General features: G+C 39.9%; 13 protein-coding genes, 3 tRNA genes, 4 rRNA genes and 2 pseudogenes. 4 read left to right on the top strand and 18 right to left on the bottom strand.

Going from position 1 to position 19,249, the window contains the following annotated elements:
• Positions 1-8: 8 nt before the first annotated feature.
• From C0J00_RS00185 to C0J00_RS00135, 12 genes are all read right to left on the bottom strand, one after another.
• Positions 9-81: transfer RNA gene (locus tag C0J00_RS00185), tRNA-Ala, on the bottom strand.
• 55 nt (positions 82-136) lie between these two features.
• Positions 137-1,695, bottom strand: a 16S ribosomal RNA gene (locus C0J00_RS00180).
• Between the two features lie 255 nt (positions 1,696-1,950).
• A complete protein-coding gene (nrdG, locus tag C0J00_RS00175; RefSeq protein ID WP_104967044.1) occupies positions 1,951-2,508 on the bottom strand; it encodes an anaerobic ribonucleoside-triphosphate reductase activating protein in 558 nt (185 codons plus the stop codon).
• Positions 2,501-3,022, bottom strand: coding sequence for a GNAT family N-acetyltransferase (locus tag C0J00_RS00170; RefSeq protein ID WP_104967043.1), 522 nt, complete (start codon positions 3,020-3,022; stop codon positions 2,501-2,503). The genes nrdG and C0J00_RS00170 overlap by 8 nt, the downstream gene beginning before the upstream one ends.
• Complete coding sequence (locus C0J00_RS00165; RefSeq protein ID WP_104967042.1) at positions 3,003-3,935, bottom strand: Gfo/Idh/MocA family protein; 933 nt, start codon at positions 3,933-3,935, stop codon at positions 3,003-3,005. Before C0J00_RS00165 ends, C0J00_RS00170 begins: the two co-directional genes overlap by 20 nt.
• A gap of 18 nt (positions 3,936-3,953) precedes the next feature.
• Entirely contained in the window at positions 3,954-4,088 is a 135-nt protein-coding gene (locus C0J00_RS10610) for a hypothetical protein (protein WP_104967041.1), read from the bottom strand.
• Between the two features lie 16 nt (positions 4,089-4,104).
• Positions 4,105-6,291 (bottom strand): anaerobic ribonucleoside-triphosphate reductase, encoded by a 2,187-nt coding sequence (gene nrdD / locus C0J00_RS00155; RefSeq protein ID WP_407697184.1) that lies wholly within the window; start codon positions 6,289-6,291, stop codon positions 4,105-4,107.
• Between the two features lie 94 nt (positions 6,292-6,385).
• Entirely contained in the window at positions 6,386-7,924 is a 1,539-nt protein-coding gene (locus C0J00_RS00150; protein ID WP_233995852.1) for a DUF2079 domain-containing protein, read from the bottom strand.
• 38 nt (positions 7,925-7,962) lie between these two features.
• Positions 7,963-8,103, bottom strand: coding sequence for a hypothetical protein (locus tag C0J00_RS10475; protein ID WP_199773970.1), 141 nt, complete (start codon positions 8,101-8,103; stop codon positions 7,963-7,965).
• Positions 8,104-8,182: 79 nt separating this feature from the next.
• Entirely contained in the window at positions 8,183-8,488 is a 306-nt protein-coding gene (locus C0J00_RS00145; RefSeq protein WP_104967039.1) for a DUF1292 domain-containing protein, read from the bottom strand.
• Positions 8,489-8,503: 15 nt separating this feature from the next.
• Complete coding sequence (gene ruvX, locus C0J00_RS00140; protein ID WP_104967038.1) at positions 8,504-8,923, bottom strand: Holliday junction resolvase RuvX; 420 nt, start codon at positions 8,921-8,923, stop codon at positions 8,504-8,506.
• Positions 8,923-9,189, bottom strand: coding sequence for an IreB family regulatory phosphoprotein (locus tag C0J00_RS00135; RefSeq protein ID WP_104967037.1), 267 nt, complete (start codon positions 9,187-9,189; stop codon positions 8,923-8,925). The genes ruvX and C0J00_RS00135 overlap by 1 nt, the downstream gene beginning before the upstream one ends.
• 147 nt (positions 9,190-9,336) lie before the next feature.
• On the opposite strand from C0J00_RS00135, the gene C0J00_RS00130 reads away from it, so the two are divergent.
• Genes C0J00_RS00130 through yaaA form a run of 3 tightly spaced genes read left to right on the top strand, consistent with a single transcriptional unit; the run spans position 9,337 to position 11,295 of the window.
• On the top strand, positions 9,337-9,867 hold the full coding sequence (locus C0J00_RS00130; RefSeq protein WP_104967036.1) for a 5-formyltetrahydrofolate cyclo-ligase: 531 nt from the start codon (positions 9,337-9,339) through the stop codon (positions 9,865-9,867).
• Positions 9,867-10,535, top strand: a complete 669-nt coding sequence (locus C0J00_RS00125) for a rhomboid family intramembrane serine protease (protein WP_104967035.1) — start codon at positions 9,867-9,869, stop codon at positions 10,533-10,535. Before C0J00_RS00130 ends, C0J00_RS00125 begins: the two co-directional genes overlap by 1 nt.
• Positions 10,536-10,557: 22 nt before the next feature.
• A complete protein-coding gene (gene yaaA / locus C0J00_RS00120; protein ID WP_104967034.1) occupies positions 10,558-11,295 on the top strand; it encodes a peroxide stress protein YaaA in 738 nt (245 codons plus the stop codon).
• A 795-nt stretch (positions 11,296-12,090) separates the two neighbouring features.
• Here the strand turns inward: yaaA and C0J00_RS00110 are convergent.
• The 5 genes from C0J00_RS00110 to C0J00_RS00090 form a co-directional block, all read right to left on the bottom strand.
• Positions 12,091-12,163, bottom strand: a tRNA-Asn gene (locus C0J00_RS00110).
• 5 nt (positions 12,164-12,168) lie between these two features.
• A 5S ribosomal RNA gene (gene rrf / locus C0J00_RS00105) occupies positions 12,169-12,284 on the bottom strand.
• A gap of 89 nt (positions 12,285-12,373) precedes the next feature.
• Positions 12,374-15,281: ribosomal RNA gene (locus C0J00_RS00100) — 23S ribosomal RNA — on the bottom strand.
• Between the two features lie 153 nt (positions 15,282-15,434).
• Positions 15,435-15,507, bottom strand: a tRNA-Ala gene (locus tag C0J00_RS00095).
• 55 nt (positions 15,508-15,562) lie between these two features.
• A 16S ribosomal RNA gene (locus tag C0J00_RS00090) occupies positions 15,563-17,122 on the bottom strand.
• The 16S, 23S and 5S rRNA genes sit together here with 2 tRNA genes alongside, the layout of an rRNA operon.
• A 433-nt stretch (positions 17,123-17,555) precedes the next feature.
• Here C0J00_RS00090 and C0J00_RS00085 point away from each other — a divergent pair.
• Positions 17,556-18,477 (top strand): annotated as a pseudogene (locus C0J00_RS00085) (IS30 family transposase).
• Between the two features lie 250 nt (positions 18,478-18,727).
• Here C0J00_RS00085 and tnpA read toward each other — a convergent pair.
• Positions 18,728-19,200 (bottom strand): annotated as a pseudogene (gene tnpA / locus C0J00_RS00080) (IS200/IS605 family transposase).
• Positions 19,201-19,249: the final 49 nt, after the last annotated feature.

Below are 19,249 nucleotides of genomic sequence, written 5' to 3'. Positions count from 1 at the left end.
GATGTTAATGGAGCCTAGCGGGATCGAACCGCTGACCTCCTGCGTGCAAAGCAGGCGCTCTCCCAGCTGAGCTAAGGCCCCACAAAGACCTCTCAAAACTAAATAAAGATCCCAAACGTGCTTCCGTTTTCCTTAGAAAGGAGGTGATCCAGCCGCACCTTCCGATACGGCTACCTTGTTACGACTTCACCCCAATCATCTATCCCACCTTAGGCGGCTGGCTCCTAAAAGGTTACCTCACCGACTTCGGGTGTTACAAACTCTCGTGGTGTGACGGGCGGTGTGTACAAGGCCCGGGAACGTATTCACCGCGGCGTGCTGATCCGCGATTACTAGCGATTCCGACTTCATGTAGGCGAGTTGCAGCCTACAATCCGAACTGAGATCGGCTTTAAGAGATTGGCTTACTGTCACCAGTTCGCTGCTCGTTGTACCGACCATTGTAGCACGTGTGTAGCCCAGGTCATAAGGGGCATGATGATTTGACGTCATCCCCACCTTCCTCCGGTTTATTACCGGCAGTCTCGCTAGAGTGCCCAACTAAATGATGGCAACTAACAATAGGGGTTGCGCTCGTTGCGGGACTTAACCCAACATCTCACGACACGAGCTGACGACAACCATGCACCACCTGTCACCGATGTACCGAAGTAAAATCCTATCTCTAGGACGGGCATCGGGATGTCAAGACCTGGTAAGGTTCTTCGCGTTGCTTCGAATTAAACCACATGCTCCACCGCTTGTGCGGGCCCCCGTCAATTCCTTTGAGTTTCAACCTTGCGGTCGTACTCCCCAGGCGGAGTGCTTAATGCGTTAGCTGCGGCACTGAGTCCCGGAAAGGACCCAACACCTAGCACTCATCGTTTACGGCGTGGACTACCAGGGTATCTAATCCTGTTCGCTACCCACGCTTTCGAGCCTCAGTGTCAGTTACAGACCAGAGAGCCGCTTTCGCCACCGGTGTTCCTCCATATATCTACGCATTTCACCGCTACACATGGAATTCCACTCTCCCCTTCTGCACTCAAGTTTAACAGTTTCCAAAGCGTACATTGGTTGAGCCAATGCCTTTAACTTCAGACTTATTAAACCACCTGCGCTCGCTTTACGCCCAATAAATCCGGACAACGCTCGGGACCTACGTATTACCGCGGCTGCTGGCACGTAGTTAGCCGTCCCTTTCTGATAAGCTACCGTCACAGAGTAAACTTTCCACTCTTACTCCCGTTCTTCGCTTATAACAGAGCTTTACGATCCGAAAACCTTCTTCACTCACGCGGCGTTGCTCGGTCAGGGTTCCCCCCATTGCCGAAGATTCCCTACTGCTGCCTCCCGTAGGAGTCTGGGCCGTGTCTCAGTCCCAGTGTGGCCGATCACCCTCTCAGGTCGGCTATGTATCGATGCCTTGGTAAGCCGTTACCTTACCAACTAGCTAATACAACGCAGGTCCATCTCATAGTGAAGCAATTGCTCCTTTTAAATTAACAACATGTGTTGTCAACTCTTATGCGGTATTAGCTATCGTTTCCAATAGTTATCCCCCGCTATAAGGTAGGTTACCTACGCGTTACTCACCCGTTCGCGACTCAATCAATTCAAATGTAGCAAGCTACGGGAGAATCAATTGCGTTCCACTTGCATGTATTAGGCACGCCGCCAGCGTTCGTCCTGAGCCAGGATCAAACTCTCATTAAATAGTTTGAGCTATGCTCAGTCAGTTACCATCTGACTTATGTTTCTTCTTGACAGGTTACTTTCGTAACCCGCACGTTTGGTTTCTTTATCCAGTTTTCAAAGGTCTTATCGCCCCCTTCGAGGCAACTTCTATATTCTAACAAACTAACGGCCACTTGTCAATAACTTTTTCTCCTTTTTTTGAAGACGCTCTTGAAGTGATCTCGCGTTTTGAGAACTTTTATATATTACTATATTTCTTTATGGGTTGTCAAGCTATTTTTGTAATTTTTCCCAAATAATAAGTTTGTTATATTCGAGTGATCTTTGAACATCTATAATGCGTTGGTTTGACGATCCTCTAAACTGTAGCATAAGATTTCTTTTCGTTCGATCATATCTTCCATCTACCAGAATGTCTATCATTTTCAACATCTCTAATTTATCGTCTGTCTCTAACATCATCTCTTCCCAAGTATAACCTGTCCAAGACCAGATATCTTTGTTAGGCAATTCTGATTTGATTCGTTTCAAAAGAGGTATTAAAATGCCCGTATTTAAAAACGGTTCGCCACCTAGTAGTGTTAAGCCTTGAACATACGGTTGCGATAGGTCCTTTATAATACGTTCTTCTAACGCCTGAGTATAAGGTATGCCCGCATTAAATGACCAAGTTGCAACATTATAACAGCCTTCACAGTGGAACATACAGCCCGAAACATATAATGAGTTTCTAACGCCTTCACCATCAACAAAGTTAAAAGCCTTATAGTCTATTATTTTCCCTTGGCTCAATTCTTCTGATTTCCATTCACCTGGTTTAGGATTATTCATCGTTTCTGATCCAGTACCTTTCCGTCTCATTAACAACATTCTCTAACAAACCACCATTGGCTATAATAACTGCTCGGCTAGCAGGATTATTTTGATGACAGGTCACTAAAATATCTCGAATATTTTTCGTTTTGGCAATCTCAATAGCAGCCTTTAACATCTTTTTAGCAATTCCCTGATTTCTCTTACTTGGTCGAACAGAGTAGCCGATATGCCCACCTTTTAATAAGAGTTCATCATTTAATCGCAGTCTGATATTTAAAAATCCAAGAGCCTGTTGGTTATCATCAAAGGCTACCAATTGAATGGCTGGTACCCCTTTTCCAAACAAACCAGCTTCTTGTAATTGATTTGCTTCTAGCCAATCTTCAAAAGAGAAGTCACTATGAGAAAAATTCCATAAACCTGCTGTTGGACTATCATTTTTAAAGTATTCGTCAATCATGTCTAAAATACTTTCTTTATCTTCGATAGTTGGACGTCTAAGCATCGGATTATTTGGGTAAGGTGACATTTAGTTCTCCACTCAAGGTATTTGATTGATTGATTTGATGACATAGCCAATGGCTTAGTAAACTAGATTCCGGACTAACAGGATTCTCTTTTGTCTGAATAGCTTCAAGAAAAGTATCAATAATCGTTTCAAAACCTCTTTTATACAACGTCGTATCCCATGAACCAAATTGTTTTTTCAACAGATCTGTTTCTTTGAATATGGTCAAATCATCCAAATTTTCAAGGTGATACGTTTCCACTGGCGTCTGAATTTCCATGATTTCTCGTCGACTTCCTGACTGAAGGTTCATCCCAACAATTGCAACAGATTGTTCTGTCTCTAAAACAACTGAAACTTGACTCAAAAGGGCGTTTTCTTTAATTACCTTAAAATGAGCTGAACTGATTTGCTCATCAAGTAAATATAATGCTGTATCTAAAGGATGAATAAAAAAATCAAAGAGCTTAAATTTAAAATCTCCCAAGCGATTAACATCATTTTTTTCGACGATAATGCGACGTTTCTGATCAAGTTTAGCCATGTCAGAAACTCTAGGTGCAAAACGACGGTTAAACCCAGCCATTAGAAAGGTGTTATGTTCTTGTGCTAATTGATAGAGTTTTTGGGTAGATTTATAATCTTCCGTCAATGGTTTATCCATATAGACAGGGAGTCCCTTGATTAAAAATTGACTGGCAATATCAAAATGTGCTTTGGTGGCCGCATGAATAAAAACACCATCTAAGGGGGCTTTCAAGAGACTTTCCAATGACTCATAAATCTCAGAGTGCCCAAACAAAGCTGACACACCTTGTCTAACGTCTTTATTTCTTGTGAAGATATGCCACTCTATATTAGGTAATTGTCTCATATAAGGAAGATAAGCTTTTTGAGAGATTCCTCCAATACCTACAAGGCCAATTTTTAGCATCCGTCTTCCTCCTTCAGTTTATTTTTGTTTAGCTTTTGCCTTTTTTAATAATTCTTGCGCACGCGCTTTTTTATCTGATTTTACAGTTGAATTTTTTTCGTGAAATCGTTGAACGAGTGCTTTTCCTTTATCATCTAATTGGTATTTTCCCATGATTTTCCTTTTCTATTTATAATGATGATCCATTCATGTGTTTAACACGAGCTGAAATTTCTTTATGTCTTCCTTTGACCATAGGTCTAGCTTGTGGATTTCCAAGATAACCACAAGTTCGTTTAACAACATCTGCTGTTTTTGGATCCGTATTACCACAGTTTGGGCATTTGAAGCCACGCTCTGTTGGATCAAAATCCCCTTCAAAGTCACAAAGGTAACACTTATCAATAGGGGTATTCGTTCCTAAATAACCGACACGGTCATAAGCATAATCCCACACTGCTTCTAAGGCTTTTGGGTTTTGTTGTAACACTGGGTATTCACAATAATGAATGAAGCCTCCAGAAGCCCCAGCTGCAGGGTAATCTTTTTCAAAATCAAGCTTTTCAAATGGTGTTGGATTTTTACGGATATCATAATGGAAGGAATTGGTATAATATTCTTTATCTGTAATGTCTTTAATGATACCAAATTTTTCTGTATCTAGTCGGCAAAAACGGTCTGTTAAACTTTCTGAAGGAGTTGAGTAGACTGAGAAATGGTAATCATACTCATTAGACCAAGCTTCACAAGTCTCTTTCATTTGACGGATAATATCTAAAGTCAAATCTTTAGCAACGGGATTAATTTCCCAATCAGGTCCATAGAAGACAGTTGCTACCTCATAAAGTCCGATATAGCCAAGAGATACTGTTGCACGACGCTTATTAAAGACCTGATTAACATCGTCATTTTTTCCTAGACGTTTTCCAAATGCACCATACTGATAAAGAATTGGCGCATTAGCCGGACTGGCTTCTTTCACTCGATTAACACGGTAAACAAGAGCATCTTTAGCAACTTGCATTTTTTCCTTGAATAAGTCCCAGAATTTATTGATATCCCCAGAAGATTCCAAAGCAATACGAGGCAAGTTAAGAGTCACTACACCTAGATTCATACGACCTGAAGTGATATCTTGACCATTTTCATCCTTCCAACCTTGTAAGAAGGAACGACAACCCATTGGTGCTTTAAAAGAGCCTGTTAATTCAATGATTTTATCGTAGGAAACAATATCTGGATACATACGCTTAGTCGCACATTTGAGTGCTAACTGTTTAATATCATAGTTAGGAGAATCTGGTTCTAAATTTAGTCCTCTTTTGACTGTAAAAATCAATTTGGGGAAAATAGCTGTTCGTTCTTCACTGCCCAAACCTTTGATACGAATATTTAAAATAGCTTTTTGGATTTCACGTTCAAACCAAGAGGTTCCAAGTCCAAACCCTAAAGAAGTGAATGGAGTCTGACCATTTGAAGTAAACAAAGTATTGATTTCATACTCTAAAGACTGCATAGCATCATAAATATCTTTTTGCGTCTTTTGTTCTGCATAAGCCTCTTGTTTACCTTCAAGAACCCATTCTTGCGCATCCTTTAAATGCTTTTCGTAATTTAATTGAGCATAAGGTGCTAAAAACTCATCGATGCGGTCAGCCGTACAACCACCATACTGACTAGAAGCAACATTAGCGATTATTTGGGCGATTTGAGCTGTTGCTGTTTGAATAGATTTAGGGCTTTCAACCTCAGCATTACCAATCTTAAAGCCATTAGCTAACATGCCCTTAAAATCGATCAAACAACAATTGGTCATTGGTGTATAAGGGCTATAATCTAAATCATGAAAATGAATATCCCCTTTTTGATGAGCATTAGCCACATGGTTAGGTAACATTTTCAAGCCAATTGCTTTACCAACAATCCCTGCAGTTAAATCACGTTGAGTATTGAAAACATCACTATCTTTATTAGCATTTTCATTAACTACCGATTGATCCTTACCAATCAATTTGTTAATGGCAACATTAATATCCATTTCTTGATTTTTATACTCTTGTTTTGAAGTAGCAAAATCTTGATACGATTTTGCTAACTCTTCTTCTTGAAAGGTCATCAAGGTTTGAAGAGTAACTGTTCGAATATCTTTTGTTTTCAACGTTGGGGTACGATGTTGCGATAACTTAGTTAAAATTGCTTCTAGGATCAGTTGAAGTTTTTCATTTGTTACCAAAGAACTTGGTGTCATAGATTTTTCAAGACTAGCAATTAATTTTTGAACATCAAAAGCAACTAATCTACCATCGTACTTTTCAATTTGCTTTCTACTTTGAGTAGTTACATTTGTCTCTGCTATCATTTCTTTTTGCATTGTCATAGAAAAACCTCCTGATAGATGTTATTATGACATAAGGAAAAAGAAAAATCAATATATTGTGTCAAAAAAACATACAAGACACAATATATTGATTTTATTTTAATTTATAGACAATGAAAGAGTTAACGCCATCTACCTTAACTTGCTTATAATGTCTTGAAATATTCTTTGCTATTGATTGATCAAGTTTAATACTTTTTTTAAACATGAGAAGTTCCGCATTATCTTGTAGCAAACTATCTTCTAAACTTTGTTTATTCTTAGACGTTACAGTATATAAATCTGGCACTGAGAACTTCGATAGTGATTGCCTTTCTGAGGCTAAATAAACAGTAGCTTGATTGTCCCAAACATAAATTTTGTCATCTTTATCAGTAGTGTTAGTGATAAAAGAAGCAAGTTCTTGTCGCTCATCTATTACTTGGGACGCTAGATAATAATGATATCCCAACTGACCCACAAGGCCAATGAATAAAATGAATGGTAAAAAATATGTTTTTATAAAGTATTGATAGAAAAATTTCTTTGCTAGGGACTCTCGTCTTTTACGTCGGTGTGTTCTACTAGATAGACTTAATTGATAATCCTTCACTAAGCGAAGACTGGCCAAAATGAGCCCTTGGACAATAATAAATAACAGGTAATAACTATTAAATGATTGTGAAAAAATAGCATAAACACTATAAACAACGATGGAAATCATCAAAATAATTTTTACTGCTGTCAGCTCCGTTTTACTGCCTCTTACAAACCCAAAGTACATTCCTGAGAATAGGACTAGAATAACTTGAACAATAACACTAACTAACAATTCTTCATGCCCAGTTTGTAATACAGTTAAATGAAACAGAATCGGCTGAGCGATGTATTCTGCTAATAGTTGTTCATTGAAAATAAAGTAACCAATAACATAGCCAATTAAAATCATGCCAAAAATAAAACAGAGGATTTGATAAAAACCACGCGCAAAACGCTTTGATTTAATATTAAAAATAGAAATAGCAAAAATTGCAATTAGCAAAAAGATTAACAGACGTGGTTCAATGAATAAACCAATTGTACTCATTAAACCAAAAACAATAAAACGCTCATCTTTAATCTGATTCTTAAAATAAGACATCAAAAACCAAATCATACTTAAGAAAAATGGAAATGCCCACTGAATGGGGTATAGACCTCCAAATCCCACGATGAGATTAAAAAGATAAAATAATAGATTCATGGCAACAGCCACTTCACTTGAATGTGTTAAATTAGTAATAATCTTATAAAGGTAACGACCAGAAATATAGTAAGCCAAAAAATGAATGACAATTAGCCATAGATTGCTTCCTAAAAGATATGATAAGGCTATTACTGCATAATACAAAAAGCCGCCCGCTGCATAAATGTCATTATAAGGTAAAACACCTTTTGACATCATTAATCCAGTATAAAGATTTTGTGTTTGTTCAACCGTTGAAAATTCTTTTACAACAGGTAATAAAATAGATACTACACTGACGATTACACTCAAGAGGAGCACATAAAAATGAGCCAACCCTCCAATTTTGGAATCCATTTTTTCTTCAAAAGAATCTGATCCCTCTAAAGACATCGTGTTATTTTCCTGGTAACTTGTTGTCACTAGCATTCTCCTTATTTTAACTTCTTTACAAAGTATAACAGAATTTACACGTTAGTCAATTTTTCAAAGAGTGAAGCGTATTTTTGAATATCTCTAAAATGATGATAATCTTTTTCTTGATAATGCTTTACAAACAATTTTTCTTCTTCAGTTAACTCAAGTGGTAATGTATCAACTACTGTCATCTTACTTATTCATTCGAAAAATTATCATTATTTTTATTGTATGATAAAAAAAAGACCCGATTAAAATCGGATCAATCACTTAATTTTCATCAATAAAGCTATTAAATACTTCTTCAATCATATCCCATTCAACATCTGAATCTTCTGGGATTGGCTGAAGATCACCTTCAGTACCATCTTCATTTTCAGTAAATGAGTATGCTTGAATTTCAATTTCGCCGTTATCATCTTCTTGAGCTCCAGCTGGAACTAAAAGAACATAATTTTTGCCAAATTCTTCTTTACCATCAATAGTCAGTAAAATTTCAAATAAACTTTCATTACCTTGATCATCCACTAAAGTAATAACTTCTGGTTCGTGCTCGTGATTATGATTTTCTGCCATTTTTTCTCCTTTAATTTAAAACATACGATCTAGATAATTTTGCAAAATAAGTTGAGCCGCTAATTTATCAATAACTTTTTTACGTTTTCCACGACTAATATCTGCTTGCTCAACTAACATTCTTTCCGCTTGAACAGTCGTCAAACGTTCGTCTTGATAGTCAACGGGGAATCCAAATCGCTCCTTAATTAAGTCTCCATAGAATTTACTCGCTTCCACACGCGGCCCCTCAGAGTTATTCATATTTTTAGGAAGACCTACAACAAATTTATCAACCTTATACTCAGAAACTAACTCAGCTAAACGCTCTAAACCGTATTCTTTTTCTTCTTCGTTGATTCCAATAATCTCGATACCCTGAGCTGTAAATCCTAAAGGATCGCTGACAGCAACACCTACTGTTTTTGAACCAACGTCTAGTCCCATTATTCTCATCAGAGTTCTACACCATGATTAGTAAGATAAGAACGCACTAATTCCTCCACAATCTCATCACGTTCATATTTTCTAATCTGATTTCTAGCATCGTTATAGCGTGGAATGTAAGCTGGATCTCCACTGAGAACATAACCTACGATTTGATTAATTGGATTGTAGCCTTTTTCAGCTAAAGAATGATAAACATTTGAAAGGGTTTCACTAATCTCTTTGCGGTTAGCATCATCTAAATTAAAACGAACTGTTTCATCTGTAAATCCCATACTTACACCTTCTTTCTCACAGTCTTTTGATTGTTAATTATAGCATAGTTAATGCCTAAAGACAACTAAAATAAAATCTACGAACATATCTAAACTTACTATCGAGTAAGATTAGAATTTTATTTCACTTCATGGTAAGATAAGAATATGTCTAAAGAAGTACAACGGCAAGAAATGATTTTGAAAATGAAACATTTTTCAAAAAATAGCCTACAAAAAAATAAAATTGATACCCTACTACTAGAAAAATTGATCTCTACGTCTTATTATCATGAAGCTAGAATCCTTGCAACATACCTTTCAATGCCTCATGAATTTAATACCACTCCTCTTATTACGCAGGCTATCAAAGATAAAAAAACAGTTGTCGTTCCAAAAACATATCCTGAAGGCAAAATGATCTTTGTAAAATATGATGAAAGTCAATTAAGAAAAACGTCCTTCGGACTCTTAGAACCTATTTCAAATTTAGAAGTTGACAAATCTTGCATTGACCTCATTCATGTCCCTGGAATTGTTTTCTCGCCTGATGGCTATAGAATTGGTTATGGCGCAGGATATTTTGATCGCTATTTAGCAGATTATTCTGGCAATACCATCAGTACTATTTATTCATTCCAAATCCAAAATTTTCAGAAAGATACCTTCGACATTCCGATTAGAAAACTATTATACTAATGTCTACATTCAAAAAATCACCTATTACTCTATTACTTGTTCTCTGCATCTCCCTTATTTTCTGCTGTATGCAATTGTTATATCCTGGAGAGGCGGAAAATGCCTCCGTTATCTACCATTTCGGTGGATTGATTGGAAGCATACTAAAAGAAAACTTTTCTGATTTCTGGCGTCTTCTGACACCAATCTTTGTTCATATTGGATGGGAGCACTTCATATTTAACACTATTACGCTCTTTTTCCTTGGACAATTATCTGAAGAACTCTATGGACATATCAAATTTTTAATTCTATTTTTCTTATCTGGAATAATGGGAAATGTATTTGTACTATTACTAACCCCTGATGTTATAGTAGCAGGTGCATCTACATCTATTTTCGGTCTTTTTGCTGCTATTGTTATTACAGGTTACTTTAGTAACAATCCAAATTTGAAAAATCTCAGTAATTCTTACAGAACACTGATTATCATTAATCTTATCTTTAACATTATGACTCCTAATGTCAGTCTTGTTGGTCATCTAGGAGGACTCTTAGGGGGTGTTGTTCTAGGAATGGGATTAAGTCCAAAAGATGAGACTACACTTTCTACTTTTGTCAAAACAATTTCAATCATTTTCTATTTTATTATCCTCATTAGTCTAATTTTATTAGCAATAAACCAATAAACTAAAGAAAGAAATTTTCCTTATGCTCCAATTTTTAATACCATCAGCTAAAGAGATGGTCGAAGAAAAACCAAAAAATACTGCAAAATTACGGTCAGATAAAACGACTACCATTGTGAAAGAAATGGTACAAAAAGATATACCTGAACTACTCAGACTTTATCATTTCAAAAAAGAAGAGACAGCATTAAAAGAGCAACAACGTTGGAAAGATATTTATTCTGGAAACAGCTCTACATACAAGGCTATAGAGTTATACAATGGCCTAATGTATCGTTCCCTCAAAACAAATTTATCAAGTAATGCCCTAGAATATCTTACTCAAACCACATATATTACTACTGCATTATACGGTATTATTCCTATTAACGATACCATTCATCCTCATCGCTTAGACTTTAACACATCTACACTAATCAATAATCAATCCCTCAAACAATTTTGGAAAGAAGAATACGATAACTTCTTAAAATCAAATGAACAAGAAGCAATGATCTCACTACTATCTTCTGAATTTGAAAATATCTTTTCTCCTGAACAACGTCAGCAACTAATCAAAATTAAATTTTACGAACAGACTAGTTCAGGAAAAATAAAACAACACTCTACTATTTCCAAAAAGGGACGCGGTTTTTTTCTCCATGCCGCAGCAGAAAACGAATGTCAAACGATAGACGATTTAAAAAAGCTCACATTTGAAGGTTACCATTTTGAAGAATCTGAGTTAAAAAACGAATTAATCTTTATTCGAAGCGTTTAAAATTATTCTAATTGTACATAGCAAAAGCCCTATTTTATCATTCAAGATAGGGCTTTATTATATAAAATTTCCTTCAGCATTTGACTACTTAACTATAGTCAAAAATTACTCAACTTATCACTCTCTTTTAGAATTAATATATTCTTTTAGATAGCTTGAGAATTTCATTTGAAAAGATAAAAAGAACAAAGAAGAATAGTTTAAACAAGATGGATTATCTTGAATTAAACGAAATAGACAAATCACTCCTTCATGTTCCCAATCTCTAACATTCCAATGTTGCACCTGATGCTGATTCATAATCTTAAAAATTATTGGCCGTATTAGGTGACATAAGCTACCAAATGACATTTCCTTTAATGATATATCATTGCTCATAATCATAACCTCACTCTATGTAATAATATTATTATATAGACATTACAACTATTCAACCATGACATAAATGTCATGTTCAATCCAAACTATCATTAACCATTATATAAATCTACAGTAAAAAGAAACACTAGAGTTATCTTGAAACTATTTCATAATTATCTCAAAATACTTTTTTGAAATACAAAAACTATATTATCAACACCTTAGACCTTCCCTATTCTAATGACAGTATGAAACTTCCAAAAAGCTCATCATAAACATTAGGTGAAATGATATTGTACTTAATGTTTCTAATATAAAAAGAGAGAAGACACATTTCGTCTTCTCTCTTCGTTCTTAACTATAAATTCCCAACTACCATTTTGGCAATAAGGCAAAATAAAAGACTCTACATGAAGCAAAGTCTCAAATACTATACTCCGCCAACAGGGCTCGAACCTGTGACATCATGATTAACAGTCATGCGCTCTACCAACTGAGCTATGGCGGATAAATGCTAAGCAACTACCATATCTAACAGGGGGCAACCCCCAACTACTTCAGGCGTTCTAGGGCTTAACTACTGTGTTCGGCATGGGTACAGGTGTATCTCCTAGGCTATCGTCACTTAACTAATGATTGATAATCCAATCAAAATTGAATACCTATATTCTAACAAGAAACCTACTCGCTGTCAATATTGACTCTTTGTTACTTTCTTTTGGATAAGTCCTCGAGCGATTAGTATTAGTCCGCTTAATGTGTCACCACACGTACACTTCTAACCTATCTACCTGATCTTCTTTCAGGGCTCTTACTAACATAACGTTATGGGAAATCTCATCTTGAGGTGGGCTTCGCACTTAGATGCTTTCAGCGCTTATCCCTTCCCTACATAGCTACCCAGCGATGCCTCTGGCGAGACAACTGGTACACCAGCGGTAAGTCCACTCTGGTCCTCTCGTACTAGGAGCAGATCCTCTCAAATTTCCTACGCCCGCGACGGATAGGGACCGAACTGTCTCACGACGTTCTGAACCCAGCTCGCGTGCCGCTTTAATGGGCGAACAGCCCAACCCTTGGGACCGACTACAGCCCCAGGATGCGACGAGCCGACATCGAGGTGCCAAACCTCCCCGTCGATGTGAACTCTTGGGGGAGATAAGCCTGTTATCCCCAGGGTAGCTTTTATCCGTTGAGCGATGGCCCTTCCATACGGAACCACCGGATCACTAAGCCCGACTTTCGTCCCTGCTCGAGTTGTAGCTCTCGCAGTCAAGCTCCCTTATACCTTTACACTCTGCGACTGATTTCCAACCAGTCTGAGGGAACCTTTGGGCGCCTCCGTTACCTTTTAGGAGGCGACCGCCCCAGTCAAACTGCCCGTCAGACACTGTCTCCGATAGGGATTACCTATCTGGGTTAGAGTAGCCATAACACAAGGGTAGTATCCCAACAACGCCTCCATTGAAACTGGCGTTTCCAACTTCTTAGGCTCCTACCTATCCTGTACATGTGGTACAGATACTCAATATCAAACTGCAGTAAAGCTCCATGGGGTCTTTCCGTCCTGTCGCGGGTAACCTGCATCTTCACAGGTACTAAAATTTCACCGAGTCTCTCGTTGAGACAGTGCCCAAATCATTACGCCTTTCGTGCGGGTCGGAACTTACCCGACAAGGAATTTCGCTACCTTAGGACCGTTATAGTTACGGCCGCCGTTTACTGGGGCTTCAATTCATACCTTCGGATTACTCCTAAGCACTCCTCTTAACCTTCCAGCACCGGGCAGGCGTCACCCCCTATACATCATCTTACGATTTAGCAGAGAGCTGTGTTTTTGATAAACAGTTGCTTGGGCCTATTCACTGCGGCTGTCTAAAGACAGCACCCCTTCTCCCGAAGTTACGGGGTCATTTTGCCGAGTTCCTTAACGAGAGTTCTCTCGATCACCTGAGGCTACTCGCCTCGACTACCTGTGTCGGTTTGCGGTACGGGTAGAGTATAATTAACGCTAGAAGCTTTTCTTGGCAGTGTGACATCACTCACTTCACTACTAAACTTCGCTCCCCATCACAGCTCAACGTTATAGGTATAAGCATTTGACTCATACCACGCCTCACTGCTTAGCCCAGCTCTTCCAGTCGCTGGGTTGAGTTAGCCTACTGCGTCCCTCCATCACTATATACTCTAGTACAGGAATATCAACCTGTTGGCCATCGGATACACCGTTCGGTCTCTCCTTAGGTCCCGACTAACCCAGGGCGGACGAGCCTTCCCCTGGAAACCTTAGTCTTACGGTGGACAGGATTCTCACCTGTCTTGCGCTACTCATACCGGCATTCTCACTTCTATGCGTTCCAGCGCTCCTCACGGTACACCTTCTTCACACATAGAACGCTCTCCTACCATGACCTAAATGGTCATCCACAGCTTCGGTAATATGTTTTAGCCCCGGTACATTTTCGGCGCAGGGTCACTCGACTAGTGAGCTATTACGCACTCTTTGAATGAATAGCTGCTTCTAAGCTAACATCCTAGTTGTCTGTGCAACCCCACATCCTTTTCCACTTAACATATATTTTGGGACCTTAGCTGGTGGTCTGGGCTGTTTTCCCTTTCGACTACGGATCTTAGCACTCGCAGTCTGACTGCCGATTATATCTCATTGGCATTCGGAGTTTATCTGAGATTGGTAATCCGGGATGGACCCCTCACCCAAACAGTGCTCTACCTCCAAGAGACTTAACATCGACGCTAGCCCTAAAGCTATTTCGGAGAGAACCAGCTATCTCCAAGTTCGTTTGGAATTTTCTCCGCTACCCACAAGTCATCCAAGCACTTTTCAACGTGCCCTGGTTCGGTCCTCCAGTGAGTTTTACCTCACCTTCAACCTGCTCATGGGTAGGTCACATGGTTTCGGGTCTACACCATGATACTATGTCGCCCTATTAAGACTCGGTTTCCCTACGGCTCCGTCTCTTCAACTTAACCTCGCATCATAGCGTAACTCGCCGGTTCATTCTACAAAAGGCACGCTCTCACCCATTAACGGGCTCGAACTTGTTGTAGGCACACGGTTTCAGGTTCTATTTCACTCCCCTCCCGGGGTGCTTTTCACCTTTCCCTCACGGTACTGGTTCAACTATCGGTCACTAGAGAGTATTTAGGGTTGGGAGATGGTCCTCCCAGATTCCGACGAGATTTCGCGTGTCTCGCCGTACTCAGGATACTGCTAGGGCTATACAAACATTTTAAATACGAGGCTGTTACTCTCTCTGGCTGACCTTCCCAGGTCATTCTTCTATGTCGTCTAGTCCCACGTCGCAGTCCTACAACCCCGAGGAGTAAACTCCTCGGTTTGCCCTCCTGCCGTTTCGCTCGCCGCTACTAAGGCAATCGCGTTTGCTTTCTCTTCCTGCAGCTACTTAGATGTTTCAGTTCACTGCGTCTTCCTTCAGCTAGTCTTAACAACTAGTGATGACAGGCATTAACCTGCCGGGTTCCCCCATTCGGACATCTCTGGATCAGCGCTTACTTACAGCTCCCCAAAGCATTTCGTCGTTAGTCACGTCCTTCTTCGGCTTCTAGTGCCAAGGCATCCACCGTGCGCCCTTATTAACTTAACCTTATCTTTGATCTTACGATCTAAACTTCATTAAATACTTACAGCGTTTCGGTTTATTTTCTTGTTACTTTCTACAATTATCTTTCGATAATCGTGGAATTTGATATAGATATTCAATTTTCAATGGACTATCTTAACATCTGTCTGATGTTAATGGAGCCTAGCGGGATCGAACCGCTGACCTCCTGCGTGCAAAGCAGGCGCTCTCCCAGCTGAGCTAAGGCCCCACAAAGACCTCTCAAAACTAAATAAAGATCCCAAACGTGCTTCCGTTTTCCTTAGAAAGGAGGTGATCCAGCCGCACCTTCCGATACGGCTACCTTGTTACGACTTCACCCCAATCATCTATCCCACCTTAGGCGGCTGGCTCCTTAAAAGGTTACCTCACCGACTTCGGGTGTTACAAACTCTCGTGGTGTGACGGGCGGTGTGTACAAGGCCCGGGAACGTATTCACCGCGGCGTGCTGATCCGCGATTACTAGCGATTCCGACTTCATGTAGGCGAGTTGCAGCCTACAATCCGAACTGAGATCGGCTTTAAGAGATTGGCTTACTGTCACCAGTTCGCTGCTCGTTGTACCGACCATTGTAGCACGTGTGTAGCCCAGGTCATAAGGGGCATGATGATTTGACGTCATCCCCACCTTCCTCCGGTTTATTACCGGCAGTCTCGCTAGAGTGCCCAACTAAATGATGGCAACTAACAATAGGGGTTGCGCTCGTTGCGGGACTTAACCCAACATCTCACGACACGAGCTGACGACAACCATGCACCACCTGTCACCGATGTACCGAAGTAAAATCCTATCTCTAGGACGGGCATCGGGATGTCAAGACCTGGTAAGGTTCTTCGCGTTGCTTCGAATTAAACCACATGCTCCACCGCTTGTGCGGGCCCCCGTCAATTCCTTTGAGTTTCAACCTTGCGGTCGTACTCCCCAGGCGGAGTGCTTAATGCGTTAGCTGCGGCACTGAGTCCCGGAAAGGACCCAACACCTAGCACTCATCGTTTACGGCGTGGACTACCAGGGTATCTAATCCTGTTCGCTACCCACGCTTTCGAGCCTCAGTGTCAGTTACAGACCAGAGAGCCGCTTTCGCCACCGGTGTTCCTCCATATATCTACGCATTTCACCGCTACACATGGAATTCCACTCTCCCCTTCTGCACTCAAGTTTAACAGTTTCCAAAGCGTACATTGGTTGAGCCAATGCCTTTAACTTCAGACTTATTAAACCACCTGCGCTCGCTTTACGCCCAATAAATCCGGACAACGCTCGGGACCTACGTATTACCGCGGCTGCTGGCACGTAGTTAGCCGTCCCTTTCTGATAAGCTACCGTCACAGAGTAAACTTTCCACTCTTACTCCCGTTCTTCGCTTATAACAGAGCTTTACGATCCGAAAACCTTCTTCACTCACGCGGCGTTGCTCGGTCAGGGTTCCCCCCATTGCCGAAGATTCCCTACTGCTGCCTCCCGTAGGAGTCTGGGCCGTGTCTCAGTCCCAGTGTGGCCGATCACCCTCTCAGGTCGGCTATGTATCGATGCCTTGGTAAGCCGTTACCTTACCAACTAGCTAATACAACGCAGGTCCATCTCATAGTGAAGCAATTGCTCCTTTTAAATTAACAACATGTGTTGTCAACTCTTATGCGGTATTAGCTATCGTTTCCAATAGTTATCCCCCGCTATAAGGTAGGTTACCTACGCGTTACTCACCCGTTCGCGACTCAATCAATTCAAATGTAGCAAGCTACGGGAGAATCAATTGCGTTCCACTTGCATGTATTAGGCACGCCGCCAGCGTTCGTCCTGAGCCAGGATCAAACTCTCATTAAATAGTTTGAGCTATGCTCAGTCAGTTATCATCTGACTTATGTTTCTTCTTGACAGGTTACTTTCGTAACCCGCACGTTTGGTTTCTTTATCCAGTTTTCAAAGGTCTTATCGCCCCCCTTCGAGGCAACTTCTATATTCTAACAAACTCACGGCCACTTGTCAATAACTTTTTCTCCTTTTTTTGAAGACGCTCTTGAAGTGATCTCGCGTTTTGAGAACTTTTATATATTACTATATTTCTTTATGGGTTGTCAATAACTTTTTTTCATTTTTTTGGGTTTTCACCTGAAGGAATTTGTTTGGAAAGTTCTAAAATGAAGTTAGCCAGTCGAGAGTTAAAAAAATCATCTCAGTGAGATATAATGTCGTTCACCACAAACACATTAAAAGGAACTTTGAGATGTAAAACCATTATACTACAAAAGACAAACAGGTGGCACTAACAGAACATCGTTTGATTGAACGATGGCAATCTGATGGAATCAGTCATCGTCAGATTGCCGCTTTACTTGGAAAAGCCCCGCAAACTATTAACAACGAAATTAAACGTGGTTTTGTTAGACAACAGGTACGTAAAGGAAGATTTGAGAAAGTCTATCGGGCTGATGCAGCGCAAGTGGTTTACGATGAAAACAGAACTAAATCTGTTCAGCCAGTCACCTTGACCAAGGAATTGAAAGAGCGTATTGTCCACTACTAGAGGCAGAAATACTCGCCTGAAATGATGGTCAAAGCCAAAGGCTTCCCTGTGCCAATTTCCACCATCTACTACTGGATTCACCACGGACACTTGGGGATGGTACCATCTACTTTGCTTTATCCACGCAAAAGTAAAGCAGAGAAAAAGCAAGCTAGTCCAAACTTTAAACCTGCTGGAAAGTCTATTGAGGAACGGACCAGAGAGTAGCAATAAGCGTTAAAATCTAGGCGATTATGAGATTGATCCGCTTATTCAGACGCGTGCTAAAAACGAGTGCTTACTGACACTCACAGACAGGAAGAGTCGCTTTCAAATCATTCGTCTCATTCCTGACAAGTCAGCGACATCAGTGAATCATGCTTTGAAAGGGATTCTTCAAAACTATCACATCAACTCAATCACAGCGGATAACAGAACAGAATTTAGTTGCTTGGCAGATGTCTTTGATCCTGAGTGCATCTATTATGCCCACCCTTAAGCCTCTTGGGAAAGAGGAACCAACGAGAACCATAACAGACTCATTAGACGATGGTTGCCAAAAGGCACTAAGAAAACGACCACAAGAATGGTCGCCTTCATCGAAATTTGGATTAACAACTATCCAAAGAAATGTTTGAACTATTTATCTCCTAGACTATTTTTACTAAATGGCTAATTTGGACTTGAAATTTAGCTGATTTCTAGCAATAATCTTTTACTATATAAATGTCTAATTTTTGAAATGTATTGTAATATTTAGCAATTCTAGTTTGTCAGATAGAATTATAATCCTAGAATCAAAACCCCCAGTGTGAACTGGTGGTTTGCTCTGCGGCTGTAAGTCGCTCTTACCGGCCAGGGCCAAAGGCCCACTGAAATAGCTTCCTCGCGTACCACTTTCCCGAGCAGGTGCTAAAGCACCCTCATTACTTTCTTTTATTTGATTCTCCTGTGAATGGATCTACTATCTCAAATAATGTTAGTTGATCTGCTACGATATCTTCTTGTAGTTGATTGCGAATATATTCAGTTATCGCTTTTTGAGTTCGACCAACTGTGTCAACGTAATAACCTCTACACCAAAATTTTCTGTTACCATACTTGTCTTTTAAGTTAGCATGTTTGTCAAAAATCATAAAACTACTTTTGCCTTTCAAATATCCCATAAAACTGGCAACACTTACTTTGGAGGCATACTTACAAGCATATGAATATGGTCGGAACATGCATTAGCGTCATGAATAACAACTCCTTTTCGTTCACACAAATCGCGTATGATTTTTCCGATACTAGCTTTGTAACGACCATAAATAATTTGGCGACGATATTTTGGTGCAAAGACAATGTGATATTTACAATTATACGTAGTATGTGATAAACTTTGATTATCCTCTCTCATGAGGTACCTCCTTTGTGATTATGATAGAGTGGCGGCGAAACCATTTCTA

It is taken from the genome of Streptococcus pluranimalium (assembly GCF_002953735.1).
Lineage (GTDB): Bacteria > Bacillota > Bacilli > Lactobacillales > Streptococcaceae > Streptococcus > Streptococcus pluranimalium.
Note: the sequence above shows the minus strand (reverse complement) of the source record. Positions and strands in the feature narration are given on the sequence as shown.